At 65.4% G+C, this 25,238-nt stretch carries 20 protein-coding genes and 2 rRNA genes (1 of these 22 cut by a window edge); 5 read left to right on the top strand and 17 right to left on the bottom strand.

Features of this window, described 5'->3' with window-relative positions:
* Positions 1–193: 193 nt before the first annotated feature.
* Positions 194–1,369: an amidohydrolase family protein gene (locus RDV64_RS10235; RefSeq protein ID WP_309199150.1), complete on the bottom strand. Its 1,176-nt coding sequence runs from the start codon at positions 1,367–1,369 to the stop codon at positions 194–196.
* Between the two features lie 130 nt (positions 1,370–1,499).
* Here RDV64_RS10235 and RDV64_RS10230 point away from each other — a divergent pair, with 130 nt between their 5' ends.
* Positions 1,500–2,300 carry a ferredoxin--NADP reductase gene (locus RDV64_RS10230; RefSeq protein WP_309199149.1) on the top strand — a complete coding sequence of 267 codons (801 nt, stop codon included), beginning with the start codon at positions 1,500–1,502 and terminating at the stop codon, positions 2,298–2,300.
* A 15-nt stretch (positions 2,301–2,315) separates the two neighbouring features.
* Here RDV64_RS10230 and RDV64_RS10225 read toward each other — a convergent pair whose 3' ends face one another.
* From RDV64_RS10225 to RDV64_RS10160, 14 genes are all read right to left on the bottom strand, one after another.
* Positions 2,316–3,242: an ABC transporter permease gene (locus RDV64_RS10225; RefSeq protein ID WP_309199148.1), complete on the bottom strand. Its 927-nt coding sequence runs from the start codon at positions 3,240–3,242 to the stop codon at positions 2,316–2,318.
* Positions 3,242–4,300 carry an ABC transporter permease gene (locus RDV64_RS10220; RefSeq protein ID WP_309199147.1) on the bottom strand — a complete coding sequence of 353 codons (1,059 nt, stop codon included), beginning with the start codon at positions 4,298–4,300 and terminating at the stop codon, positions 3,242–3,244. The genes RDV64_RS10225 and RDV64_RS10220 overlap by 1 nt, the downstream gene beginning before the upstream one ends.
* The gene (locus RDV64_RS10215) at positions 4,293–5,837 is read right to left on the bottom strand and encodes an ABC transporter ATP-binding protein (RefSeq protein ID WP_309199146.1); all 1,545 of its coding nucleotides are present in this window, start codon (positions 5,835–5,837) and stop codon (positions 4,293–4,295) included. Before RDV64_RS10215 ends, RDV64_RS10220 begins: the two co-directional genes overlap by 8 nt.
* A gap of 18 nt (positions 5,838–5,855) precedes the next feature.
* Positions 5,856–6,998, bottom strand: a complete 1,143-nt coding sequence (locus tag RDV64_RS10210) for a BMP family ABC transporter substrate-binding protein (RefSeq protein WP_309199145.1) — start codon at positions 6,996–6,998, stop codon at positions 5,856–5,858.
* Positions 6,995–8,038, bottom strand: a complete 1,044-nt coding sequence (locus tag RDV64_RS10205) for a 2-oxoglutarate and iron-dependent oxygenase domain-containing protein (RefSeq protein WP_309199144.1) — start codon at positions 8,036–8,038, stop codon at positions 6,995–6,997. The genes RDV64_RS10210 and RDV64_RS10205 overlap by 4 nt, the downstream gene beginning before the upstream one ends.
* 93 nt (positions 8,039–8,131) lie before the next feature.
* The gene (locus RDV64_RS10200; protein WP_309199143.1) at positions 8,132–8,725 is read right to left on the bottom strand and encodes a glutathione S-transferase; all 594 of its coding nucleotides are present in this window, start codon (positions 8,723–8,725) and stop codon (positions 8,132–8,134) included.
* Positions 8,722–10,386 (bottom strand): Rieske 2Fe-2S domain-containing protein, encoded by a 1,665-nt coding sequence (locus RDV64_RS10195; RefSeq protein ID WP_309199142.1) that lies wholly within the window; start codon positions 10,384–10,386, stop codon positions 8,722–8,724. Before RDV64_RS10195 ends, RDV64_RS10200 begins: the two co-directional genes overlap by 4 nt.
* Position 10,387: 1 nt before the next feature.
* Positions 10,388–11,227 (bottom strand): aromatic ring-hydroxylating dioxygenase subunit alpha, encoded by an 840-nt coding sequence (locus RDV64_RS10190; RefSeq protein ID WP_309199141.1) that lies wholly within the window; start codon positions 11,225–11,227, stop codon positions 10,388–10,390.
* A 69-nt stretch (positions 11,228–11,296) separates the two neighbouring features.
* Positions 11,297–12,601, bottom strand: a complete 1,305-nt coding sequence (locus RDV64_RS10185; protein WP_309199140.1) for a TRAP transporter large permease — start codon at positions 12,599–12,601, stop codon at positions 11,297–11,299.
* Entirely contained in the window at positions 12,588–13,142 is a 555-nt protein-coding gene (locus RDV64_RS10180; protein WP_309199139.1) for a TRAP transporter small permease, read from the bottom strand. The genes RDV64_RS10185 and RDV64_RS10180 overlap by 14 nt, the downstream gene beginning before the upstream one ends.
* Before the next feature lie 50 nt (positions 13,143–13,192).
* Entirely contained in the window at positions 13,193–14,185 is a 993-nt protein-coding gene (locus RDV64_RS10175) for a TRAP transporter substrate-binding protein (protein ID WP_309199138.1), read from the bottom strand.
* 226 nt (positions 14,186–14,411) lie between these two features.
* Positions 14,412–15,860, bottom strand: coding sequence for an FGGY family carbohydrate kinase (locus RDV64_RS10170; protein WP_309199137.1), 1,449 nt, complete (start codon positions 15,858–15,860; stop codon positions 14,412–14,414).
* Positions 15,857–17,080, bottom strand: coding sequence for an FAD/NAD(P)-binding oxidoreductase (locus tag RDV64_RS10165; protein ID WP_309199136.1), 1,224 nt, complete (start codon positions 17,078–17,080; stop codon positions 15,857–15,859). The genes RDV64_RS10170 and RDV64_RS10165 overlap by 4 nt, the downstream gene beginning before the upstream one ends.
* Positions 17,073–18,476: an NAD(P)/FAD-dependent oxidoreductase gene (locus RDV64_RS10160; protein WP_309199135.1), complete on the bottom strand. Its 1,404-nt coding sequence runs from the start codon at positions 18,474–18,476 to the stop codon at positions 17,073–17,075. Before RDV64_RS10160 ends, RDV64_RS10165 begins: the two co-directional genes overlap by 8 nt.
* Positions 18,477–18,631: 155 nt before the next feature.
* On the opposite strand from RDV64_RS10160, the gene RDV64_RS10155 reads away from it, so the two are divergent.
* Genes RDV64_RS10155 through RDV64_RS10140 form a run of 4 tightly spaced genes read left to right on the top strand, consistent with a single transcriptional unit; the run spans position 18,632 to position 22,429 of the window.
* Complete coding sequence (locus RDV64_RS10155) at positions 18,632–19,438, top strand: DeoR/GlpR family DNA-binding transcription regulator (protein ID WP_309199134.1); 807 nt, start codon at positions 18,632–18,634, stop codon at positions 19,436–19,438.
* A gap of 14 nt (positions 19,439–19,452) precedes the next feature.
* A complete protein-coding gene (locus RDV64_RS10150) occupies positions 19,453–19,965 on the top strand; it encodes a TRAP transporter small permease subunit (RefSeq protein WP_309199133.1) in 513 nt (170 codons plus the stop codon).
* A 28-nt stretch (positions 19,966–19,993) separates the two neighbouring features.
* The gene (locus RDV64_RS10145; RefSeq protein ID WP_309199473.1) at positions 19,994–21,289 is read left to right on the top strand and encodes a TRAP transporter large permease subunit; all 1,296 of its coding nucleotides are present in this window, start codon (positions 19,994–19,996) and stop codon (positions 21,287–21,289) included.
* 51 nt (positions 21,290–21,340) lie between these two features.
* Complete coding sequence (locus RDV64_RS10140) at positions 21,341–22,429, top strand: twin-arginine translocation signal domain-containing protein (protein ID WP_309199132.1); 1,089 nt, start codon at positions 21,341–21,343, stop codon at positions 22,427–22,429.
* A gap of 193 nt (positions 22,430–22,622) precedes the next feature.
* Here RDV64_RS10140 and rrf read toward each other — a convergent pair.
* Together rrf and RDV64_RS10130 are read right to left on the bottom strand one after the other, a co-directional pair.
* Positions 22,623–22,737, bottom strand: a 5S ribosomal RNA gene (rrf, locus tag RDV64_RS10135).
* 210 nt (positions 22,738–22,947) lie between these two features.
* A 23S ribosomal RNA gene (locus tag RDV64_RS10130) occupies positions 22,948–25,238 on the bottom strand (it continues 420 nt past the right edge of the window).

The raw sequence follows: 25,238 nt of genomic DNA, 5'->3' as shown, positions 1-25,238 counted from the left end.
GCAATCGGTTGGTTGCCACCATCATGCGCTAAATGCGCAACACAGAAACTTATCGTTTACGAGCCGATCAAAGCGCTTTTGCACCGATTTAGAAAGGTTAACCGAAAAGTTGAGTAAAAACATGCAATTGATGCGAGCCTGATTGCCGTCGGTTGCGGCCTCCGGTCTGCGCGGGGGCCTTGCGACGCCGACCTCACGCCTCGCCGACCACTGTCGGCAGGCGCATCGCCGGCGGCGTGTTGCGGCTGCGACGCGAGCAGATGGCCCCGTCGATCACCGTCATCCCGACGCCGGGGAGATTGCCGAGCGCGATGGACTCCAGAAGCGTGCGGCCCGGCGCATGCTGCGCCTGATCCATCAGCACGAAATCGGCCGGGCGGCCCTCCTCCACAATACCCGCGTCGAGCGAACGCACTCGCGCCGTGTTGCCGGTGGCAAAACACAGCGCGATCTCCGCCGGAATGTTGCCGAGGGCAGACAGCATGGCCACCATCCGCAAAATGCCGAGCGGCTGCACACCGGACCCCGCCGGCCCGTCGGTGCCGAGGATGATCTGGTCGAGCTTGTTCAGCTCACGGGCGGTGTTGAGGGTGAGGAGCGCGGCCCGCTCGTTGCCGTTATGGACGATTTCCAGCCCCTGCCCGCATTGCTCGCAAAGGCAGACGATCTGGTCGTCCGGCAGGGCGGAGTGGCCGCCGTTGATATGGCCCACAACGTCCGTTCCCGCCTCCAGCACCACATCGGCGCCAATGAGACCGGAGCCGGGGATCGACGGGCCGCCGGTGTGAATGGTCGACTGCATGCCGTATTTGCGCGCCCAGTCGATCATGGTCTTTGCGGTGGAACCGTCCTTCACCGTGCCAAGGCCCACTTCGCCGATAAGCTTCACCCCCGCGTCGGCCATCTCCTTGAAATCGTGCTCCTCCATCCCGTGCTGAAGAAGCGGCGCGCCGGCGTGGACCTTCACGCCGGAGGGGCGGAGGTTTTCATACCAGCGCTGCGATGCGATCGCGAGCGCCTTGGTGCCCACCACGTCGTTCGGCCGACCCGGCATGTGCACCTCACCTGCCGAAATCATGGTGGTAACGCCGCCGTGGAGGGTCGAGTCGATCCACCCGAGCTGCTGCTGACGGGGCGTGTAGTCGCCGATCACGGGGTGAACGTGGCTGTCGATCAGGCCCGGGGACAGGGTCACACCCTGTGCGTCGATGGTGGTGTCGGCGCCTGAAAGGTCGAGGTCGGCCTCCTTGCCGATGGCTGCGATGATGCCGTCCCTGGCAATGATGCAGTCCGCGTCAAGGATCGGCGCTTCCATCTTTCCGGTCAGGAAGAGGCCGATATTGCGAATAACAAGCGTTCCGGTCGCCATCAGAAATCCCTCGACGTTGCAGCCCCTTGGCAAACCCAGTCTCAGCGGACGCGGCGCCACGGCGCAAGATATTTGACAGACGAAGGATGCCCCCCATAACGTTCGCGTACAAACGAAATCTGAGCATGTCATGACCGCCACAGACGTTGCGTCCAGCCCTGTCGAAGTGCCCAAGAACCTGACGGCCGAAACCGTCACGGCAGTCGAGCACTATACGGATGCGCTGTTCCGTTTTCGCATGACGCGGCCTCCGGGCTTCCGCTTCCGGTCCGGCGAGTTCGTGATGATCGGCCTTCCCGGCACGCCGCGCCGCGCCTACTCCATCGCAAGCCCGTCTTGGGACGAAGAGCTGGAGTTCTTTTCCATCAAGGTGCCCGGCGGCCCCCTGACCGAGCATCTGCAGAAGATCGTGCCCGGCGACACCGTGTTCCTGGGCAAGAAACCCACCGGCACGCTGGTGAGCGACGCGCTTCTGCCGGGCAAGCGGCTGTTCCTGTTTGCCACCGGCACGGGGGCCGCCCCCTTCGCCTCCGTGGTGCGGGATCCGGAAACCTACGACAAGTTCGAGCGCGTCATCTTCACCGAAACCTGCCGCACGGTTCCCGAATTGCGCTATGCGCAGGACGTGCTTGCCGACACCGAGGCCAACGCGCTGATGCACGAGTTCGTGGATGGCCGCCTCACCCTGTTCGACAGCGCCACCCGCGAGCCCTACCCCCGCACCGGCCGCATCACCGACCTGATCCGCACCGGCACACTGTTCGAGACGCTGGATATTGCCCCGCTGGACCCGGCGACCGACCGCGCGATGATCTGCGGCTCCATGGCCATGCTGCGCGAAACGCAGGCGCTGCTGGAAGAACGCGGCTTTACCGAAGGCGCCAACAACAAGCCCGGCAGCTACGTTGTGGAACGCGCGTTCGTCGACTGACCGGCCGCCCCGCGCTCAGCGGTCCTGCCGGAGGTAGGCGCGGCCGAGAAAGCCCGGCTCGGCGGACCGGCGGCCGCCCGCCAGCGCCACAACCACCAGAAGCACGATCGTGAGCACATACGGCGTCATCGACAGGATGTAGACCGGCACGTCGACGCCGGTGGCCTGAAGGCGCGGGATCAACGCGTCCGCCGCACCGAAGATGAGCGCACCGAGAATGGCCCGCAGCGGCGACCACTGGGCAAACACCACAAGGCCGATGGCGATCCATCCGCGCCCCGCCACCATGCCATCGACCCACACGCGGCTGCCCGCAACCGACAGGTAGGCGCCGGCAAGGCCGATCAGCAGGCAGCCCGCCGTGAGCGCTCCAATCTGGTAAAGCTGCACGTCCACGCCGGCGGCGTCTGCCGTGGCCGGGTCTTCGCCCACCGCGCGCAGGCGAAGGCCGTGCAGCCCCCGCGCCAGAAAGAGCGCCGCCACAATGGCAATCAGCACCGAAACATAGGTGAGCGCGTTTTGCGAAAACAGCATGCCGCCGACATAGGGGATGCCGGTCAGCGCGTCCGGCAGGGTGAGGTTGCGAATGCCGGAGAATGGCGTGTGCGCAATGTCCCGCCCCAGCGTCGCCGCAACGCCAAGCCCGATGGCGACGAGGGCAAGGCCGGCCAGGATCTGCTCGGCCCGGAACACCACCACCGCAATGAGGAAGGGGATGGATACGGCAAGCCCCGCCAGCGCACCGAACACCAGCGCCGCGAAGGGCGATGCACCGGAGACGACCGAAAACGCCCCCGTCATCGCACCGATGGCCATGATGCCTTCGGCGCCGAGGTTCAGCACCCCTGCCCGCTCGCACAAGATGAGGCCGACGGAAGCCAGCAGCAGCGGCGTCATGAAGGCCGGGGCGCTGGCGAGCCAGGTGGTGAGGAAGTCGGTCATCAGGCGGCTTTCGTGCGGCTGATCTTGAAGGCGGCGCCGAATTGTCCGGTCACCAGCACCAGAAGGACGATACCCTGGATGAGCAGCACCACCCCTTCGGAAACCCCGTAAAATACCTTGAGCGACTGGCTGGCCACGTTGAGCCCCGCAATGAAGATGGCGGCCGGCACGATCCACAGCGGCCGGTAGCGCGCGATGGCAGCAATGACGATCCCGGAAAACGTGGCGTTGAGGCCGACGAACTGGGTGAGCCGGTGCTCCGTGCCGCTGACGATGATGCCGCCGGCAAGGCCCGCCATCGCCCCGCCCACAAGCACGGAGCCGATCAGCACCGCCTGCACCGGAAAGCCCATGGTGCGCGCCGCCAGCGGATTGTCGGCCACGAACGCGGCGTAGAACCCCGGACGCGAGCGCGCGACGAAGATGGCCGCCAGCACAATTGCAATCAGCGCGATGACGAGGCCGAAATGCATGTCCCCCAGGCCGAGGCGCGGCAGCTTTTCCAGATCATCGAACACTGGCGAGGTGGGGAACTGGCGCGCCGGATCGCCGAACGCGCCGAACAGAAGATGCTGGAGCAGGAGAAACGCCACATTGGACAGGAGCAGCGACACCACCACCTCGCTCACGCCGAGCGCCATCCGCAGCACCAGCGGAATGGCAATCCACAACGCGCCGCCGAGCGCCGCGGCAACCAGCATCACCGGAAGGCGCAACGGGCCGCCGATGTCGCCCAGCGCCACCGCCGTTGCGGCAATGGCGCCGATAAGAAGCTGCCCCTCGATGCCGATGTTCCAGAAGCGCAGGCGCAGGGTGAGCGCTGCCGCCAGCCCCACCAGCATCAGCGGCGTTGCGATGGTGATGGTTTTCGCAAGGCCGTTTTCGGACAGGAAGACCTGCACCACCAGCTCGTCGAGCAGCGCATCGGTGGGAACGCCGACGGCCACCAGCACACCAAGCGCCAGCGCACCTGCCACCGCGAGCGACAGCACATAGACGGCAACATGGGTGAGGGGCGCGACGGCGACGCGGCGCTCCAGGGTCAGGGCATCAAGCATGGCCGAGCATCAGTTCGCCGATTTCCTGCCGCGTGGGCGTTGCGCCGGGGGTGGTTGTGAGCGCGCCGCGGCTCATGACGTGGATCTCGTCGGCGGTGCTCAGAACCTCCTCCAGATCCTCGGTGATGAGAAGGACGGCCGCGCCCCGGTTGGCCGCCTGCCGCAGGCGGTTGCGCACGTAGCGGCAGGCCGAAACGTCGAGCCCGCGCGTCGGCGAATGGGCGACGATGACGCGCGCGTCGTCGCCAAGCTCGCGCGCCAGCACCGCCTTTTGCGCATTGCCGCCCGAAAGAAGGCGCACCGGCGCACTGCCCTTGCCGCCCGCAATGTCGAACGCCTCCACCAGCGCGGCGGCACTGCGGCGCAGCGCACCGAACGCAACCAGCCAGCGGCCGAAGGTGCCCGCCCGCACCGCAGGCGCTGCAAGATTGTCATCCAGTGACAGGTTGGGGGCGAGCGCGAAAGCCGCCCGGTCCGACGGGATGAACCGCAGCCCCAGTTCGCGCCGGTGCCAGATGGAGGCGGCCCCGGCATCCGCCTCGCCAAGACAGAGCGTGCCGGCGGACAGCGCCCGCAGGCCGACAATGGCCTCCGCCAGCTCCTGCTGGCCGTTGCCGCCGACACCCGCAATGCCGACAATCCGCCCCGACCGCGCGACGAGACTGACGTCCGTCACCGCAGCGCCGGTCTCACCGGCCACCGATGCACCGCAGAGCGACAGAAGCGGCACCCCCGCCTCGACACTGGGGAGAAGCGGCTCTTCCAGCTCCCGCTCGCCGACCATGGCGCGTGACAGCGCGGGGGCCGCGGCACTGTCCACCGGCGCGCCGGTCAGCACCATCTTGCCACGCCGCAGCACGGAAACCCGGTCCGCCGCCTGCGCCACTTCGCGCAGCTTGTGGGTGATCAGCACCACCGCAATGCCGCGATCGGCCAGCGTGCGCACCAGCTTGAGGAGGCGCTCGGCCTCCGCGTCGGTCAGAACGGCGGTAGGTTCGTCCAGAATGAGAATGCGGGCGCCCAGCACCAGCGCCTTCAGAATTTCGATCCGCTGGCGTTCGGCCACCGAAAGGGCCGCAACCGGCCGGTCCAGCGGCACGGAAAGGCCGGTTTGCGCCATCACCTCGGCAAGGCGCGCCTCGAAGGCAGCGCCGGTGCGCAGGCCGTCCACCGCACCGGCGGCGAGACGGATGTTCTGGCGGCCGGAGAAGGGTCTGGCGAGGCGGAAATGCTGGTGGACCATGCCAAGGCCGGCGGCGAGCGCGTTGGCCGGTGCGTGGATGGCGGCCGGCGTGCCGCCAATACGGATGGTGCCGGCATCGGCGCTGTAGATGCCGTTGAGGACGTTCATCAGCGTGGACTTGCCCGCGCCGTTTTCGCCCAGCAGCGCATGGACCTCGCCAGCCGCCACCGCAAAGTCCACAGCGTCCAGCACGGTGACGCCACCGAACCTCTTGGTCACGCCCTCCATGGCGAGGAGCGGCGTGACGACGGCGCCGGTGGCCGGATTCTGGCGCACCGGCACCGTCTCCTTCATGTCAGACCGGACTGCGGATCAGTTCAACGTGCCGGTGGTGCCTTCGACGAGAAAGTCCATCGACCAGAGGCCGCCATCGTCGAGGGTTTCGCCTTCGGCCACCTTCACGGTGCCGTCCTGCGCGGTGATCGGACCGTCGAAGGGCGAAAACTCGCCAGCTTCCATCTTTGCTGCGACGTCTTCGATCTTTGCCTTGATGTCTGCGGGTACCGCATCCGACAGCGGCGCGATGGCGACGACGCCCTCGTCCATGCCGGGGAAGGCGCCGTATTCGTTCGGGGTCCAGGTGCCGTCCTTCATCGCCTGAAGGGTCGGCTCGAGATATTTCTCCCAGTTGAAGACAACCGAGGTCAGCATTCCCTCAGGCGCATGCTTGGACATGTCGAGCTGGAAGCCGATGGACTTTGCGCCCGCCTCTTCCGCCGCAACGAAGGGGGAGGACGAGGAGAGGTTGTTGGCAATCACATCGGCGCCCTGGTCGAGCATGGCCTTGGTGACTTCGCCTTCCTTCACCGGGTCCCACCATGAGTTGGTGTAGACCACGATCACCTCGATCTCGGGGTCGATGGCGCGGGCGCCCAGCGTGAAGGCGTTCATGTCCCAGTTGACGGGCCCCACCGGGAACCCGCCCAGAATGCCGACCTTGCCGGTTTCGGACACGCCGGCTGCCGCCATCCCGGCCAGATACCAGCCCTGATAGGTGCGCGCGTAAAAACCTTCGAGGTTGGCTGAATTGGTGGCACCGGATGCGTTGATGAACGCAATATCCGGGTACTTGTTGGCCGCTTCCAGAATACCGTCGGAATAGCCGTAGGTGGTGCCGACGATGACGTTGAAGCCGCGGCCGGCAAACAGGTCGATGGCGTTCTTGAGCGCGGTCGCCTCTTCGGGAATGCTCTCGACGGTGGCGATCTTCATGCCGAGATCGGCTTCCACCTTCTGCTTGGCGTTGTCGAGCGCCTCGTTCCAGCCACCGTCACGGGCGGTTGCGCCATAGATGAAGGCAACCTTGGGCTCGTCCTTCAGCTCGAAGGCGCTGGCAGCACCGGCCACGGTCGCAGCGGCGGCAAGAGTGAGGGTGGCGGCCGCAATGCGGCGGGCGAGACGGTGCATCCGGGTGTCCTTCTGGCGCATGGCGGGCTTGGCAGGGGAGAGGCTCACGCCTCGTCCTCGCGGCGGTGGGCGTAGGTGTCGTCGAAACGGGAGCGGATATAGTCGCCGGCGGTGATCGGCGCGTATTTTGCCGGCCGCTCGGCGGACTGGCAGCTGGGCAGCACCTCGATCACGTCCTGGCTGTTGGGGCCGAAGAAGAACGGGATGGAATAGCGCTCGCGGCCGGACCGGTTGATCGCCCGGTGAATGGTCGACTGGAAATAATCGTTGGTCCAACGCGCCATCAGGTCGCCGACATTGACGATGAACGCACCCTTCATGGGCGGCGCCGCGACCCACTCGCCCGCCGCGTTCAGCACCTGCAGCGCGCCCACGTCATCGGTGGCGAGCATGGTGAAGCACTCATAGTCGGAGTGGGCGCCGATCCCGATCTGGGATTCGTCGATCGGGCCGTCCTGCGGCGGGTAGTGAAGGACGCGCATGTGCGCCATCGGCTTGGTGATCTTGGCGGCGAAAAAGTCTTCCGGCAGCTCCAGCGCCAGCGCGAAGGCTGCGAAGATGCGCGCCCCGACGGTCCGGGCGGCATCGTGGTATGTGGTCAGCGCCTCGCGAAATGCGGGTTCGCCGTCCGGCCACTGGTTGGCGGCATAGCCGAACACGCCCGCGGCAACGTCCGGGTCGGTCTCGGGCAGGTCGAGCGCGAGGTCGAAGCCCTCCAGCATGTCGCCCTTGTTCTCGACGTTGGTGTTTTCTTCCAGCAGCGCCGTATAGCCGCGCATCGCCTCCGACCGGGTGATCGAGACGCGCTTCTTCTCCTCGAGCGGCTTGTCGAAGAAATTGTGGGCAGCGCCGAAGGTGGCGTCGATCACGTCCTGCGGCATCCCGTGGTTGACGGCGTAGAAGAAGCCGACCTTGGTGCACGCATCGCGCACGGCAGCGCCAACGGCCGCCTTTGCGGCGGCGTCATCGCCCTGCATTGCGGCAAAATCGATCACCGGAATTTCGGAGAACGCCGTGGGCTTCGCTTCCAGCCCGGAAGCGAAGAATGCGCGCGGGCCGTTGCCCGTCATGTACGTCGTAGCGCTCATGCACCAACCTTTGTCAAAGCCTGCCGCCGTTATTACCTCTGTTCAATTATTGGTCAACCGGATCGCATGCACTCGCTTTGCGCATAGCGGGGATCAATGCCCCGGCCCGGCCGGAAACACGCCAGGCATCACCGAAAAGCCAGGAAGGCGGCGGACCCTTTCGCACCACAGGCGGATGGCGGGCGTTTCGCCAAGGTCGATCCCGCCCTCTCCGGCCAGCGCGATATCGGGAAAACATGCGATTTCAGCGAATGTCGGCTGCGGCCCCGGAAGAAGCCACGGATTGCCGGTGCGGGCGCCGAACCACAGCGTCTCGTCAATGCCCCGCAGCACGGTTCGCGCACCGGACCTTGCGGCTGCGAGATCGCCGGAAACGCCGAAGTTCACGATTTTCCGGGCAATGCCGCAGCTATCCGCCAAGGCCGCGGACAGCGCGAAGGCGGCACCCTGACCAGCCGGCTCGGGGGACCAGACCGGGGCGCTGGCGGCAAGATGGCGCAGGATCGGGAGAGCGCCGGCAACAGTGTGCGGCCCATCGTTCAGGATTGGCGGTTCGTCCCCCTCAAACGGCACAGCGGACGCGGCGTCGGCAGGCACGATTTCGTGCGCGAGGCCGAGGAAGCCGAGGGCGAGGCGGACCTTGTAGCAATCCGCCGAGAGCACCTGATCGGTGAGCACCAGCGTCACAGGTCGAGCACCAGGCGCGCGGAGCTCGCGCGGGACACGCAGGTTGCGATGTGATCCTCCCGCTCGGCGGCACTGAGGCAGACATCCTGATGGAGCGGCATCCCCTCCAGCACCCGCACCACGCAGGTGCCGCACGCCCCCTGCTCGCAGGAGCTTTCCACCGGAACGCCGGCGCCGCGCAGGGCCGCCAGAATGGTTTCGCCCTCGCGCACCGGCACCGTCAGCGCCGAGCGGGCAAGCGCCACGGTGAACGCGCCGGCGCGCGTCGCGGGCATTTCGTTGGCGAAATATTCAAAATGGACGCGCGCCTCCGGCCAGCCATTCGCCGCGGCAATGCGCCGGGCGGCGTCCAGCATGGCGGGCGGGCCGCACAGATAAAGGTTCTGCGGCGTTTCCGGCGCAGCAAGCACGGTGTTGAGCGCCGCCTCTGCCGCCGCGGGCGCGTGGCCGACATGCGGCGTGTAGGGCCCGAGCGCCGCCAGCGTCTTTCGAAAGGCGAGCTCCCCCTCCGTGCGCACGAAGTGGTGGAATGCGAACGGCGCGCCGGCCCGCGCCAGCGCCCGCGCCATGGCGACCAGCGGCGTCAGCCCGATGCCGCCGGCCACGAAGCGCGTTGCCACCGCATCGCGGCGCAGCGGAAACGAATTGTGCGGGCGAGAGGCGGCCAGCACATCGCCCACCCGCACGCGGTCGTGCAGGGCGGCCGATCCGCCGCGGGATGCCGGGTCGCGCTTGACCGCGATGGCGTAGTGCGCGGTTTCGCCGGGGCCGTTCAGCAACGAGTATTGGCGTGTGATCCCGCCCGGGAGCGCAAGGTCGATGTGAGCACCGGGCTGGGCCGTGGGCAGTTGGCCGGAGACCGGCGTGAGGCGGAACTGGACGATGCCGTCCGCGACCGTCGTCCTCTCCGCCACTCTCAGCCGCAAGGGGGTGGCACGCCCGGCCTCTCCGGGCGCGCCAGGGTCGTAGCCCGGAGGGGCTGGCGCGAGCGCGGGGGCGGTGGATATCGCGACCGGCGGCGCGGTGGCCTCGATAGCGTCGCGCAAGCCGGAAAGCGCCGCGTTGTGTCTGGCAAGCTGGGCGAGCGCGGCGCCTTCGGGCACCGCAAGGCCGCGGATGATCGACCGCCCCGCTCCCGCTGCCTGGATGAAATATTCCGCCGTGCCGTCCGCCGCGGCCAGATGCAGGCCGGCCGGGGCCGCGCCAATTTCGGCGCCAAGCGCTGCGGCGACATCAGCCGGGGCCGCTGCCACCGGCATTGGCCGAAGGACGAGCGTTGCGGCGGGATCAAAGCGGGACGGCTCGCCCGCTGGCGCCTCTGCGGCGGACCAGACAAGGCCGAACGCCTCGCGCACCGGAAAGATGCGGTTGTGGATGGTCTGCGCCGGGGCGTCCGCCGGATGGGCCGGAATGTAGGTACAACCGGCCGTGCCGCTGGCATAGCGCCAGCCGTGATAGCGGCAGATCAGCTCCGCCCCGTCGTTGGTGCCAAGCGTCAGCCGCACACCGCGGTGGAGGCAACGGTCCTCCCACACGTTCAGTGTCCCGTCGTCGGCCCGCCACACGGCCAGCGGCCGGTCCAGCAGCGTTGCCTGGAAGACATGGCGCGGCACCACCTCGTCGCTGGCCGCCACGGGCCACCATTGCCGTTCCGACGCCATGTCAGCCACCCGCCGGAATGACGCCGTAGCGCCAGCCCAGCGCCGCCAGCCAGCGGCGGTACACGATGGAGCTCTTGTCGGCGCGGATCGGCGTTTCGGCGCGCGGGTCGAGCGGCAGCCGCCGCGGCCACTGGCTTTCCAGAATGGGCTTGTCCTGCGCAAAGATGGTCTGCTGGAAGCGGCGGATGGCGGCATCGTCGTTGTTGTCGTCCAGCAGCGACAGAAGCATGTGCGCAATCACACTTTCCTCGCCGGTGGGCTGGACGAAGAGCGCGATGACGTCGTTGCGCGACGGATCGAGGCCGCTCGATTTGTAGAGCACGGCGCAGAACGGGTGCGGCACGCGGTAGATGTAGTCCACGTCGGCGCCGCCGCTGGAGGTGGCCGCTGCCATGGGCTGAAAGAAGCGGCAGCGGGTGGCGAGGATTTCTCCCGCCGCCTCGTCCAGCGCCACGTCATAATCCTTCACCTCGGTGAACGGTTCGGCACCCAGGATGCCGTCGTGAACGAACGGAAAATGCCCCATGTCGAGGAAGTTCTCGATGGCGCGGGGGGCGGAGGTGGCAACGCCGATGGAGGCGGCGTGGAGGGTCCGCCGGTCGGGCTCGGCAAGCTCGGCAATATCGAACAGCGCGAGCGGCGTGCCGAACGAGGCCCAGACATAGCCGTGCGCGTTGCACGCTGCGAGGGCCGCGCCACCGCCGGCAACGCGCACGCTGCCGTCCGCGCAAACTTCGATGGGCTCGCCGAGAAGCGTGGTGGCGCACGCGGTGCCGGCCGGCGCAACCACGTGCCACCGGTCGGTCACGGCAGGATCATGGGCTGGGGGCGGTCTGTCCATGGGGTCTCCGGCGGGGGCGCGCCGAGTGTTGCGCGCCCCCGCCGTGATGCAAACCCCGTTCCGGCCGGGTCAGCCGATGAATTTGGGCATGATCCAGCGCGGCAGCGCCAGGATGGCATCCGGAAACAGGATGATGAACAGGAGCACCGCCAGCATTGCGCCAAGGATCACGCAGACATCCTTCAATGCATCCACCATGCGGATGCCGCCGATGGCGCTGGAGATGAGCAGGCAGATGCCATAGGGCGGTGTCACCAGCCCGAATGCCAGCGAGACCACGCCGATGATTGCAAAGTGGATCGGGTGCATCCCCACGTCCTGCGCCACCGGGTAAAGCACGGTGCCAAGGATGATGATTGCCGGGATCGCGTCGATGAACATGCCGAAAATCAGGAATGCCAGCGCGATGAGAAGCCCTGTTTCGGTCAGCCCCGCCCCCCAGCTCGCCATTTCGTTGACCAGCGCCTGCGGGATCTTGAAGTAGGCGAGGATCCAGCCGAACGCCGATGCGGTGCCGATGCAGAACAGCGAGATGGCGGCAAAGCGCGCGCTTTCGTACAACACCTTGGGCAGCCGCGCGGGGGTGATGGTGCGGTAGATCACCATGCCCAGCACCAGCGAGTAGAGCACCGCCACCACGGAGGCCTCGGTGGGCGTGAAGAAGCCGCCCACAATGCCGCCGATAATGATGGCCGGCGTTGCGAGTGGCAGGATCGCCCCCGCCAGCGCCGCGCCGAACTGGCGCAAGGTGGCGCGCGGGTAGACCGGGTAGCCCCGCCGGACGGCGTAGACATAGACAACGCCCATCATAGACGCGGCAATCAGCAGCCCCGGCAGGACGCCGGCCAGAAAGAGTCCGCCGATGGAGACCGACATCAGCCCGCCCCACACCACCATCAGTATGGACGGCGGAATGACGACGCCCATCACCGAGGAGCAGGCGGTGACGGCGACCGCAAAGCGCGTGTCGTAGCCCTCTTTCTTCATCTGCGGGATGAGCAGCGAGCCGATGCCCGCGGCGTCCGCCGTGGAGGAGCCGGAGATGCCGGCAAACAGCATGGAGACGACGACGTTGACGTGCCCCAGCCCGCCAGGCAGATGGCCGACGCTGACGCGCGACAGGTTGATCAGCCGCTGGGTGATGCCGGCCGAGTTCATCAGGTTGGCGGCCAGAAGGAAGAACGGGACGGCGAGCAGGATGAACGAGTTGTACGACTTGAACATCTGGTCGAACAGGAGGCTCGGTGTCAGCCTGTCGGAGATGAAGAACACCGGCACGCAGGCAAGGCCGAGCGCGAACGCCACCGGCACGCGCATGATGATGAGCACGCCAAACGTGCCGAAGAGAATGAGGGCGACCTCACCTGGGGACATCGATGTGCTCCACAGCGTCGAGGTCACCCGAGCGCAGCAAGGGGTCGTAGGGAGGCAGCTTCTTGCGGCCCATGGATATGTAGCGAATGTCGGTTGCGAGCTTTTCGGCCAGGAAGATCGCCCACACCAGGCCGGCCAGCGGCCATGCGGCGTAGATCGTCACCATCGGCAGCTCAGCAATTTCGGACGTCTGCATCAGCCCCTGGTTCACGAAGGGGCGCCCGTACCACATGAAGGCGATGGCAAGGAGCATCATCGCAAGGTGGCGGACGAGCTTGGAAAAGCCGAGGCCCATGGCGGTTTCGGGCAGCGGCAGCAGGTCAACATCGAAGTGGGTGTCGTCCCGTACGGCAATCATGGAGCCGACCATGATGACCCAGATGAAGCAGAACCGGGCAAGCTCCTCGGTCCAGATGTAGCGGGGCACGATCCCTGTGTAGCGGGACAGGACCTGCATGGTGACGGGGACGATCAGCGCGACGATCAGAAGCGTGATCGCAACCTTGAGCGTGAACTGGATGGCGTCGAGGATTTTCGTCATGGCGGGACCGGGGCGGACGGGAACCCCCGTCCGCCCCGTGCTCTCGGAGACTACTGGATCGCGTTGATGCGATCGAGGGTGTCGGTGGCGCCCAGCTCTTCGGCGTAGGCGCGCTTCACCGGCTCGGCCAGCTCAAGCAGCTTGTCGCGCTCGGTGAAGACGTGGGTCTTCAGGTATCCGGCGCTTTCCATGGCAGCCAGCTTCTCGGAGTCCTGCGAGGATTCCAGATCGCGGCCATACTTGCCGGCTTCCATGCCAGCCTGGCGGATGCAAGCCTGGAGGTCTTCGGGCAGGCGCTTCATGGTCTTCCCGGAAAACGCGATCGGGCGGACGGTGATGGCGTGCTGGGTCAGCGAAATGTCGGGGCCGACCTCGTAGAACTTCATCTGCTCGATGCCGGCAGCCTCGTTCTCCGCCGCGTCGATCACGCCGGTCTGGATGGCGTTATAGACTTCGTCGTAGGCGATGACGGACGGGGCGGCGTTCACCGCTTCGAAGATCCGCGTCTGGATCGGGGCGCCCATGACGCGCATCGGCAGGTCCGCCAGCTCGGCCATGTTGGTCACCGGCTTGTTGACGATGAGGTTGCGCGTACCGCCGCCGGCATAGCCGATCAGCTCGACGTCAGCCCGGTCGGACACGTCCTGCGCGATGGGGTCGAGGCCGCCCTGGTCGAGCACCTTGTTCCAATGGTCGAGGTCGCGAAACAAGAAGGGCATGTCCATCAAGGGCGCCTTCTTGGAATAGGTGGACATGTGGCTCGGCGACACGATGGCATAGTCCACCGAAACGCCCTGCGACATGAAGTTGAAGTAGTCTTTCTCCAGCCCCAGCTCGGAGTTCTTGTGCAGGACGAAAGTGACTTTACCGTCAGAGCATTCGCCCACCGCATCCTGGAACTTCACGAGTGCCTTGGTGAAGGCGTGATCGTCGCCGAACTGCGATGCACCGTGCAGCTCGACAGTGTCCTGCGCCATTGCGGGCGCACCGAACGGCAATGCAAACGCAGCGGCCAGCGCCGCGATTTTCGCGGTGTGTTTCATAGTTCCTCCCTCGGCCCCGTGATTTTTCGGTGGGGCTCATGCTGTGGCGTCGTTGCGCCTGCGATGAGTATGCATGCTAGTCAGGAGCGGCGAAAGCGCTCGCGACCAAGAAAACTGATTATTGGCGACAATTCGGGCAACAATCGACAGGGCTGACCGGCAATTCAGAAACTGACGCGGCCGATATCTCGCGCCGACACTGGAATGTCGGCACCCCAATACCTTGTCAGTTCGCGTCAGCATCCATTGCGGCGGCAAAATGGACCGCCGCTTCGACAGCGGTCCTGAACCGCGATGCAGCGTCGAAGCCGAGAGGTTGCGGGTGGACGAGGCGGCCGTTTCCGGGCACGGCGCATCGGACGCTGACAGCCTCTGCGGCAAGGCGAGCGGTGCCGATGGCGGTAACGTCGGGAATGTCGGCGATGCGGAGCGTGCGGCCGGTGCAATCGGCCAGAAACCGGGTGAAGTAGGGATTGACGGAGAGGCCGCCGTCCAGCGGAAGGGTGTCCGCCAGCGTCTGCTCGGCGTCGATTGCAGCGGCCACCTCGGCAAGGCGCAGCGCAATCCCCTCCAGCACCGCCTGCATCATGTCGCGCGGCGTGGTGTCCAGCGAAAGGCCTAGGAAGGCGCCCCGCGCACTTCGGTCCCACCGCGGGCAGGCAAGGCCGGACAGCGCGGGCACGAAGGCGAGGCCGCGGCCGATGGCAGGCGGCGCGTCGAACCGCTCAATCTCGTCGAATGATTTGAAAAGGCCGAGACCCTGCGCCCAGTTGACCGCTGCCGCGGCGGAATAGACCGCACCGTCGAGGCCGTAGCGCGGCGCTTGCCCCGCCCGCTGCCACAGCACCGTGGGCAGGGCGCCCTTGCTGCCCGCCGGCGGCTCACTGCCGGTGACGCACAGCATGAAAGCGCCGGTGCCGCATGTGATCTTGGCGTCGCCGGGGTTGGTGCAGCCATGCCCGTAAAGGGCGGCCTGCTGGTCCACCAGGCTGGCGGCAAGCGGCTTGTCCCGGCTGCCGACCCGCACCGTGCCGAGAGGTCCTGCGCTGGGGCCGATGGGCGGGAGCGCGTCCGCCGGCACGCCGTAGAGCGCGCAAAGCTCCGCGTCCCAGGTGAGGCTGGCAAGGTTCATGAGGCCGGTGCGCGACGCGGTGGTGACATCGGTTTCGCAGCGGCCCGTAAGGTGCTGGCGGAAGAAGGCGTCGGTGGTGCCAAGGGAGAGCGCGCCGCTTCCGGCAAGGCGCGCCGCTTCCGGAATTTCGCGCAGGATCCAGCCAAGCTTGGAGGCGGAAAAGTACGGGTCCAGCGGCAGCCCGGTGCGTTCGCGGGCCTGCGGTTCGTGGCCCTCTTGCCGCAGGCGCTTGATATCACCCCGCGTACGGTCGTCCTGCCACACGATGACGGGGGTGATCGGTTCACCGGTGTGCCGGTTCCACGCCAGACAGCTCTCGCCCTGGTTGGCGAGGCCGACAGCGTCGAGATCCGGCACCGATGCCGCCGCATCCAGACCCGCGCGGACGTTGGTCAGAAGCACGCGGGGGTCGTGCTCCACGTGGCCCGGGCCGGGATAATGCTGCTTGTGGGTAGCTGCGTGGAGCGTGCGCGCCGTCCCGTCGGCGGCCACCAGAATGGCGCGCGTGCTGGTGGTGCCCTGGTCGATGGCAAGGATGCTCACGCGGCCTCCTCCACTGTCAGCGTCGCGGTGCCGGTCGCGCCCTGCGGAATTGCCGACAGCGGCACGCTGAGGCGCCGCTCCGGCCGCGTGTCGATGCGCTGGGATGCCACCGCCTTGCCGGCAAGGCTGAGCACCAGACGGCCGCGCAGCGGACGGTCGACGCGCACCTGCAATGCCCCGCCGCGGGCACCGGGGGCGATACGCTGCGGCACGGCAAGCTTGATGCCCTCCCCTGCCGCAATGGTGAGGAACGGCGCGGCTGCCGGCAAGTCGCCCGCAAGGTCTGCGGCCACAGCCCTCCCCGCCGCTGCCCCTTCGCGGAAGCTCCAGCCGGCTGTCTCCACAGGCCGCAGCACGTTGCCGGCGGCAAAATAATCTGGGTCCGAGCACCGGCCGTACTGGTCCACCACAGGGCCGCCGCTCCCTGCATCGAGGGCAAGGTGGGACGGTTTCATCAGCGCCGTTTCGGGGCGGAAGCGACCTGTGAGAACCACGCCATCCGCTGGAATTGTGCGTTCTCCGCCCGGCCCGCGCACACGCACGCCGGTGACCCGCTGCTCGCCTTCGATGGCGACAATGTCGGTGCCGAGGTGCAGCGGAATGCGCAGGAGGCGCGGCAGCATGGCCGAGGGCCAGCGGGCTGTGGGGGTGCTGGCCGGTTCAAGCATGGCCACCGGCCGGACCCCGGCATGCCGCAGCGTGAGAATGGCGGAGAAGGACACAAGCTCAGTGCCCAGAATGACCGGGCGCTGAAACGGCACCAGCCCATCCAGCGTCACCAGCCCCTGCAATGCGCCGGTGTTGAGAATGCCGCCGGGTTTGGTGCCGCCCAGAAGGCGCCCCGCGCGGCTCGTTTCACGCACCCCGGTTGCCAGCAGGACCCGCCGCGCGGTGATGTCCCGCGCCCCGCAATTATCGGTGACGGTGAGGCGCGGACCGGAATGCAGCGCCAGAACCGTGACGCCGGTGCGAATGTCAGCACCCGCGGCGGCGGCCTCGGCCACCAGCCGCCGTGCATAGGTGGGGCCTTTCATCAGCCGGCCGAACTCCCTCACCCCGTAGGGCGGATGGTTGCAGTGGCGCGGAATCCCGCCTGCCGTCGGCTCCCGCTCCAGCACGGCAACCGAGAGGCCCGCCTTGCGGGCCTCGATGGCGGCCGCAAGCCCCGCAGGCCCGCCGCCAACGATGACGAGATCGGCATGGTCCGGCAGCTTACCCATGGGGCGGCACCATCGGCTCGGAAAGGCGGCCTTCGGTGATCCGCGCCAGTTCGGCTGAACAGTAGAAGCCCTGGCAGCGGCCCATCAGAACGCGGGTGCGCCGCTTGAGCCCCGCCACGCTCTGCGCCGCCAGCGGACCGGACAGCGCCGCCTCCACCTCCCGCCGGGTGACAAGCTCGCAGTGGCACACAATGCCGCAATTGCCGGGCGCCTCGTAGTCCCGCGGCGCGCTTTCGGAAATGTTGGGCACGGTCGGCCAGACGGGGTCCGCCAAGGGGACCATTTGCGGGGCGAACGGGCGGACGAGCTCGGCCACATGCTGCGCAAGCCCGAGCGCCGCGCTCAGCCCCGTGGAGCGTATCCCGCCGACCGACACATAGGCCCGGTCCGCCACACGATTGATGCGGTAGTTCTTTTCCTCCGTCGCGGGGCGGAGGCCGGCATAGACGGCATTGACCTCGTGCCCGGCGAGCGCCGGCAGGATGGTCTCGGCCTTCTGCCGCAGACCGTGGAGCACGGCGCCATCCAGTGGCGCGTTGGCGCGGTCGTCCTGCTCTTCGGCAGTGGGACCGACGAGGAGGTTGCCCCACGCTGTCTGGCAGACGACCACGCCCTTGGTGGTCTCCGTCGGCACCGGGAGGAGGATATGCGCCGCAAGGCTCGCGGCCGGCTTGTCGTAGACCACGAACTGGCCCTTGCGCGGGCGGATCTGAAACGAAGCCTCGCCCAGAAGCTGCCGGTCGACAAGGTCGCCATAAAGCCCTGCTGCATTGATGACGACGCTCGCCCTCAGATCGCCGCGCCGGGTCGCCAGGGTCCAGCCGCCGTCTTCGTAAGTTCCGCCGGTCACTTCTGTGGCGCGGCACAAGGTGGCGCCGTTGAGGAAGGCTTGCAGAAGGTAGGCGTGGGGCGCGGACCATGGGTCGATGATCGATTCAGCGGCGACGCGGAAACTCGCCCTCACCCCCGGCCCCAGCGCCGGCTCAAGCGCGTAGGTTTCAGCCGCCGTCAGCGGTGCGACCGGCACGCCGTTTTGCCGTGCCGCCTCCATCAACGCCGGTAGCCGCGCTTCTTCGGCTTCGGTCCACGCGATGACGAGCGCCCCGGTTTCAATCAGCGGAAGGCCGAGGCGGGCGTGGATCTCACGATATTCGGCGTGGCCGGCGGCAATGCAGTCGGCCTCCAGGGTGCCCACCGGGGCATCGAACCCGGTGTGGAGGATGGCGCTGTTGGCCTTCGACGCGCCGTCCAGCACGTCGGCCGCCTTTTCGAGGATCACGACCCGCGCCCCGTCCAGCGTGAACCGCCGGGCGAGCGCACAGCCGACAACGCCGGCGCCGATGATCGCGACGTCAAACGCGCGGCCTGATGCTTCGACACAAATGGTCGGCGCCATGTTGCCCTCCTTCAATCCCACACGAATGTGGATTTAGATGCCCGCTCGGTCAACCTAGTGCCCATTTGACCATGGTATGCAAATTTTTCGGGCAATATTTCGTTGACTTGGTAATTGCTCAATCCCTAGTCTGCCAGAAGTTGGAGGATCAGAGCGTGGCTCCCGAACAGCGGCGTCATTCAATCGCGACCCTTGTGCATGATGAGGGACGGCAGTCCGTCGAAGCCCTTGCGGTGCGCTTCGACGTGTCGGCTGAAACCATCCGGCGTGACCTGTCACGCCTTGCCGCCGACGGGCTGGTGCGCAAGATCCACGGCGGCGCCCTCAAGGCCCAGCTTCACGCCGAGCCGAGCCTCCGCCAGCGCATGGGCGAGGACGAGAGCGCCAAGGCCACCATCGCCGCCCTGCTGACCGGGGTGATCCGCCCCGGCGATACGCTGTTCATCGACAGCGGCTCCACCACCACGGCCGCCGCCCGCGCCCTACTGGCCGTGCCGGACCTGACGGTGATCACCAATTCCCATGCGATTGCCGCCGTTTTCGGCCGGAGCGCCGACCACCGGCTCTATTTGCTGGGCGGGCAGTACCGGGCGGAAAACGAGCAGACCATCGGCCCCATGGTGCTGGATCAGATCGCCCTCTTCCGCGCCGACCATGCGGTCATTACCGTTGCCGCCATCGACGCGCCGGCCGGCGCCATGGATGCCGATTTCGACGAGGCGCAGATTGCCCGCGCGATGATCGCCAGCGCACGCCACACGGTGGTCCTCAGCGCGTCGTCCAAGTTCGGCCGCCATGCCGGCTTCCGCGTGTGCGCGCCGACCGCCATCGACATTCTGATCTCCGAAACACCGCCAGAGGGCGAGTTGGCCGCGCTCCTGCATGATGCGGGCGTCTCGACTTTGAGCGCTCGTTCGGGTGCGGACCAAAACGATCGACACCAGGGCAAGGCCGCCGCCTGAACGGAAGGACGAGGATGCAAGGACTGGCAAATACCTATGTGCGGGTTGTGGACCGCCTGTCCGGCTATGTCGGCATCGCCTCCATGTACCTCATCTTCCTGATGGTCGGCATTTTGTTGCTCGACGCCATCACCCGCAACGTGATCGAGATCCCGCTGCACTGGTGCATCGAGGCGGCCCAGTTCACCCTCACCGCCTACTATTTCACCGGCGGCGCCATGACGATCCGCGACAACGACCACGCGCGGATGGACCTCCTCTACGAAAAGCTGTCAGACCGCGGGAAGGCCAGGCTCGACCTCGTCACCGCGCTGTGTCTGCTCTTCTACCTCGGCGTCCTGATGTTCGGCGCGGTCTCCAGCACCACCTACGCCATCCAGACCGGCGAGACGCGGTTCTCCATGTGGAACCCCTCGATGATCCCGATCAAGGTGCTGATGTGCGCCTGCATCGTCCTGATGATCCTGCAGACCATCTCGGAGATCCTCAAGGACATTGCCACCCTGCGAGGCATTTCCCGTGCTTGATGTCAGCAACGAGTTCGTCGCGATCTTCATGTTCGCGTCCATGCTGGTGCTCGTCCTGACGGGTCAGCGCGTGTTCGCGGCCATCGGCTTCGTCGCCTCCGGCGCGGTGCTGCTGCTCTACGGCACCGGCGGCGTGGAAATCCCGTTCACGGCAGCGTTCAAGCTGTTCAACTGGTTCCCGATGCTGACGCTGCCGCTCTTCATCTACATGGGGTACATCCTGTCGGAGTCGGGCATTGCCGAAGACCTCTACAAGATGCTCCACGTCTGGTTCGGCAAGGTGTCGGGCGGGCTTGCCATCGGCACCATCATGCTCACCGTCATCATCTCGGCCATCAACGGCCTGTCGGTGGCGGGCATGGCCATCGGCGCCACCATCGCCCTCCCCGAAATGCTGCGCCGCGGCTACGACAAGGTGCTGATCACCGGCGTGGTGCAAGGCGGCTCGTCGCTGGGCATCCTCGTCCCGCCCTCGGTGGTGATGGTGCTTTACGGGATGATCGCGCGCCAGCCGGTCAGCCAGCTCTGGCTCGCGGGCATCTTTCCGGGCCTCCTGATGGCGGCGATGTTCGTCATCTACATCTGGGTGCGCGCCAAGAAGAACCCCAAGCTTGCGCCCCGCCTGTCGGACGAGGAACTGGCGATCCCGCTGAAGGAAAAGCTGAAGCTTTTGCGCGCGGGCATCATCCCGTTCCTGATCTTCTTCCTGATGACCGGGCTCTTCATCATGGGCTACATCAGCCTCGTGGAAAGCTCCGCCGTGGGTGCCACCGCGGCAACGCTCGCCGCCGCGTGGAAGCGCCGCCTTTCGTTCAACATGATCCACACCACGGCGCGCAAGACGCTGGCCGTCTCGGCGCTGTTCCTGTGGCTGATCCTCGCCGCCCTCGCCTTCGGCGCGGTGTTCGACGGCCTCGGCGCAGTCCGGGCCATCGAGTCCCTGTTCATCACGCGGTGGGACCTGTCGCCCTGGCAGGTGATCATCATGATGCAGATCTCGTTCATCATCATGGGGATGTTCCTCGACGACACGGCAATGCTGGTCATTGTCGCGCCGCTCTACATCCCGCTGGTGAAAATTCTGGAGTTCGACCTGATCTGGTTCGGCGTCCTCTACACGATGACGTGCCAGATCGCCTACATCACGCCCCCGTTCGGCTACAATTTGTTCCTGATGCGCGCGCTTGCGCCAAAGGAGATCACGCTGCCGGACATCTACCGCTCGATCTGGCCGTTCGTGATCATGATCGGCCTCACCATCGCTCTGGTCATGGCCTTTCCGCAGATTGCGCTGTGGCTCCCCCAAACCGTCCGAGGCTACTAGGCCCGGCGCATAACGGCCAAATGGGCCGCCCCCTCAAGAGGAGAAGCGCGAATGACTGACAAGATCATCAAGAGCCCGTCGGAAAAGATCCTGGCGAGCCGCCGCGATTTCATGAAGAAGGCCGGCCTCGGCGGCGCGGCCGTCGCCGCCGGTTCGCTGGCTGCCCCCGCCATCGTGCGCGCCCAGGCCCCGATCAAGTGGCGCCTGCAGACCTACTCCGGCGCGCCGCTGGGCGCCCACGTGATCAAGCCGCAGATCGACGCGTTCAACGCCGCCGCCAACGGCGAGATGGAAATCGAGCTCTACTACGCCGACCAGCTGGTGCCGACGTCCGAACTCTTCCGCGCCATGCAGAACGGCACCATCGACGCCGTCCAGTCCGATGACGCGACCATGGCCTCCCCGGTCGATATCTCGGTGTTCGGCGGCTACTTCCCGTTCGCCACGCGCTACTCGCTCGATGTGGCGTCAATGTTCATGTACTATGGGCTCGACGAGATCTGGAAAGAGGCCTACGGCGAGGTCGACAACGTCACGTGGCTGTCCACCGGCGCGTGGGATCCGCTCCACATCTTCACCGTCAACGAGCCCATCAAGTCGCTGGCGGACATGCGCGGCAAGCGCGTGTTCGGCGTGCCGACGGCCGGCCGCTTCCTCGCCCGCTACGGCCTCATCCCCGTCACCGTTCCGTGGGACGACGTGGAAGTGGCACTCCAGACCGGCGAGCTTGACGGCGTGGCATGGTGCGGCTTCACCGAGGCTTACGAGGTGGGCTGGGCCGACATCTGCAACTACGCGCTCACCAACTCCATCACCGGCGCATGGTTCGGCTCCTACTTCGCCAACACGGAAAGCTGGAACAAGGTCCCGCCGCATCTCCAGCAGCTCTACCGCTCCACAATCGACCAGTCGCATTACTACCGGAATGTCTGGTACTGGGGCGGCGAGGCAAAGCTGCGGGTGGAAGGCGAGAAGATGGAGCTGACCCAGCTTCCGGCCGAAGAGTGGGCGCAGGTCAACAGCGACGCGCAGGGCTTTTGGGACGAGATTGCAGCCAGCTCCGACCGCGCGGGTCGGGTGGTGCAGATCTTCAAGGACTATGCCGCCGTGCAGGAAAAGGCCGGCTACCCCTACCGCTAGAGCGCCGGCAACCGGTGCCGCACGAAGGGCCGGGGCAATGCCCCGGCTTTTTTTTGTAAAGCCGCAAACTGGCGCTGGATGCGGGGAGCCACTCAGTCCCCGCTCATTTTTTCAGAACGCAAAAAGCCCTCCGGTTTTCACCGGAGGGCTTTTTTGTATTGCGATTGTGGAGAGTATTGAACGTGCTCGGCTGGCCTGGCAGCGACCTACTCTCCCGTGGCTTAAGCCAGAGTACCATTGGCGCGGAGGGGGTTAACGGCCGAGTTCGGAATGGGATCGGGTGGGGACCCCTCGCAAAGGCCACCAGGCCGGCGGAGGACGTTCTTTCCTGCTGACCGCAAGCGGTGGCCCTATGCCTGTCGGGCTGTTCGAGGCGAGGCCCCGATCAGACCGGCAAGCGCGAGACTGCGCTGCGATCAGAAGGTTCGTGAAACTGGCGGGCAGGGCCCGTCCGGCATTAGCCGGTCTTTCTTCATCGACCATCCGCCGTGCTTTCGGATGGGCATGGGTTAATGAGAGTGATCAAGCCGATCGAGCTATTAGTACTGGTAAGCTACGCATATCGCTACGCTTCCACATCCAGCCTATCAACGTTGTCGTCTACAACGGCTCTCAAGGGAGAACTCGTTTCAAGGTGGGTTTCCCGCTTAGATGCTTTCAGCGGTTATCCCGTCCGTACGTAGCTACCCTGCAATGCGGCTGGCGCCACAACAGGTCCACAAGAGGTACGTCCACCCCGGTCCTCTCGTACTAGGGGCAGATCCTTTCAATTCTCCGACACCCACGGCAGATAGGGACCAAACTGTCTCACGACGTTCTGAACCCAGCTCACGTACCGCTTTAATTGGCGAACAGCCAAACCCTTGGGACCTGCTCCAGCCCCAGGATGCGATGAGCCGACATCGAGGTGCCAAACAACACCGTCGCTATGGACGCTTGGGTGTCATCAGCCTGTTATCCCCGGCGTACCTTTTATCCGTTGAGCGATGGCCCTTCCACGCGGGACCACCGGATCACTATGGCCGACTTTCGTCTCTGCTCGACGTGTCAGTCTCGCAGTCAGGCGGGCTTATGCCATTGCACTCGACGACCGATTTCCGACCGGTCTGAGCCCACCTTCGCACGCCTCCGTTACTCTTTGGGAGGCGACCGCCCCAGTCAAACTACCCACCATACACTGTCCCGGGCGTAAGCCGCGGTTAGACATCCATGGAAGCAAGGGTGGTATTTCAAGGATGGCTCCACGCAAGCTGGCGCTCACGCTTCAAAGCCTACCACCTATCCTACACATGCTGCCACGAATGCCAGTGTAAAGCTATAGTAAAGGTGCACGGGGTCTTTCCGTCTAACCGCAGGAACCTCGCATCTTCACGAGGAATTCAATTTCACTGAGTCGATGCTGGAGACAGCGGGGAAGTCGTTACGCCATTCGTGCAGGTCGGAACTTACCCGACAAGGAATTTCGCTACCTTAGGACCGTTATAGTTACGGCCGCCGTTTACCGGGGCTTCGATTCAAGGCTCTCACCTCTCCTCTTAACCTTCCGGCACCGGGCAGGCGTCAGACCCTATACGTCGTCTTGCGACTTCGCAGAGCCCTGTGTTTTTGATAAACAGTCGCTACCCCCTGGTCTGTGCCCCTCGAACCTGGTTGCCCAAGTCCGAGGCCTCCTTCTCCCGAAGTTACGGAGGTAATTTGCCGAGTTCCTTCAGCATCGTTCTCTCAAGCGCCTTGGTATACTCTACCTGTCCACCTGTGTCGGTTTAGGGTACGGTTTGTACGGTGGAGCTATTTCCTGGAACAGCTTCGCTGCCCGACCAATCCAATAAGGTCAGACAACACACGCCATTCGTCACTACCACCAAGTTGCGGAATATTAACCGCATTCCCATCGACTTCCCCTTTCGGGTACGCCTTAGGGGCCGACTAACCCTTCGCAGATTAGCTTAACGAAGGAACCCTTGGACTTTCGGCGAGGGAGTCTCTCACTCCCTTTATCGTTACTCATGTCAGCATTCGCACTTCCGATACCTCCAGGACCCCTCACGGGTATCCCTTCACAGGCCTACGGAACGCTCCGCTACCGCTCACCCCGAAGGATGAACTCACAGCTTCGGCATATGGCTTGAGCCCCGTTACATTTTCGGCGCGAGAACCCTTGTTTAGACCAGTGAGCTGTTACGCTTTCTTTAAATGATGGCTGCTTCTAAGCCAACATCCTGGTTGTTTTGGGGTTCTTACATCCTTTCACACTTAGCCATAATTTGGGGGCCTTAGCTGGTGATTAGGGTTGTTTCCCTTTCCACGACAGACGTTAGCACCTGCCGTGTGTCTGCTGGATAGTACTCTCGGGTATTCGGAGTTTGGTTAGGATCAGTAAGGCGGTAAGCCCCCATAGCCCATCCAGTGCTCTACCCCCCGAGGTATTCATCCAACGCACTACCTAAATAGTTTTCGCGGAGAACCAGCTATCACCAAGTTTGATTGGCCTTTCACCCCTAGCCACAAGTCATCCGAGAATTTTGCAACATTCAACGGTTCGGTCCTCCAGTTGGTGTTACCCAACCTTCAACCTGCTCATGGCTAGATCACTTGGTTTCGGGTCTAATCCGACGAACTGAACGCCCTGTTCAGACTCGCTTTCGCTACGCCTACGCCTATCGGCTTAAGCTTGCTCGTCAGACTAAGTCGCTGACCCATTATACAAAAGGTACGCGGTCACCCTTGCGGGCTCCCACTGTTTGTAAGCATCCGGTTTCAGGATCTATTTCACTCCCCTTGTCGGGGTGCTTTTCACCTTTCCCTCACG

Origin of the sequence: Acuticoccus sp. MNP-M23 (assembly GCF_031195445.1) — a bacterium.
Classification (GTDB): Bacteria; Pseudomonadota; Alphaproteobacteria; order Rhizobiales; family Amorphaceae; genus Acuticoccus.
Note: the sequence above shows the minus strand (reverse complement) of the source record. Positions and strands in the feature narration are given on the sequence as shown.

Coding starts and splice junctions, on each gene's coding strand:
- RDV64_RS10160 (WP_309199135.1), bottom strand. CDS start 18,476: ATGGCGCCGACCATTTGTGTCGAAGCATCAGGCCGCGCGTTTGACGTC.
- RDV64_RS10215 (WP_309199146.1), bottom strand. CDS start 5,837: ATGAAGGAGACGGTGCCGGTGCGCCAGAATCCGGCCACCGGCGCCGTC.
- RDV64_RS10175 (WP_309199138.1), bottom strand. CDS start 14,185: ATGAAACACACCGCGAAAATCGCGGCGCTGGCCGCTGCGTTTGCATTG.
- RDV64_RS10225 (WP_309199148.1), bottom strand. CDS start 3,242: ATGACCGACTTCCTCACCACCTGGCTCGCCAGCGCCCCGGCCTTCATG.
- RDV64_RS10150 (WP_309199133.1), top strand. CDS start 19,453: ATGCAAGGACTGGCAAATACCTATGTGCGGGTTGTGGACCGCCTGTCC.
- RDV64_RS10145 (WP_309199473.1), top strand. CDS start 19,994: ATGTTCGCGTCCATGCTGGTGCTCGTCCTGACGGGTCAGCGCGTGTTC.
- RDV64_RS10195 (WP_309199142.1), bottom strand. CDS start 10,386: ATGGCGTCGGAACGGCAATGGTGGCCCGTGGCGGCCAGCGACGAGGTG.
- RDV64_RS10185 (WP_309199140.1), bottom strand. CDS start 12,601: ATGTCCCCAGGTGAGGTCGCCCTCATTCTCTTCGGCACGTTTGGCGTG.
- RDV64_RS10140 (WP_309199132.1), top strand. CDS start 21,341: ATGACTGACAAGATCATCAAGAGCCCGTCGGAAAAGATCCTGGCGAGC.
- RDV64_RS10220 (WP_309199147.1), bottom strand. CDS start 4,300: ATGCTTGATGCCCTGACCCTGGAGCGCCGCGTCGCCGTCGCGCCCCTC.
- RDV64_RS10165 (WP_309199136.1), bottom strand. CDS start 17,080: ATGGGTAAGCTGCCGGACCATGCCGATCTCGTCATCGTTGGCGGCGGG.
- RDV64_RS10235 (WP_309199150.1), bottom strand. CDS start 1,369: ATGGCGACCGGAACGCTTGTTATTCGCAATATCGGCCTCTTCCTGACC.
- RDV64_RS10180 (WP_309199139.1), bottom strand. CDS start 13,142: ATGACGAAAATCCTCGACGCCATCCAGTTCACGCTCAAGGTTGCGATC.
- RDV64_RS10230 (WP_309199149.1), top strand. CDS start 1,500: ATGACCGCCACAGACGTTGCGTCCAGCCCTGTCGAAGTGCCCAAGAAC.
- RDV64_RS10205 (WP_309199144.1), bottom strand. CDS start 8,038: ATGAGCGCTACGACGTACATGACGGGCAACGGCCCGCGCGCATTCTTC.
- RDV64_RS10190 (WP_309199141.1), bottom strand. CDS start 11,227: ATGGACAGACCGCCCCCAGCCCATGATCCTGCCGTGACCGACCGGTGG.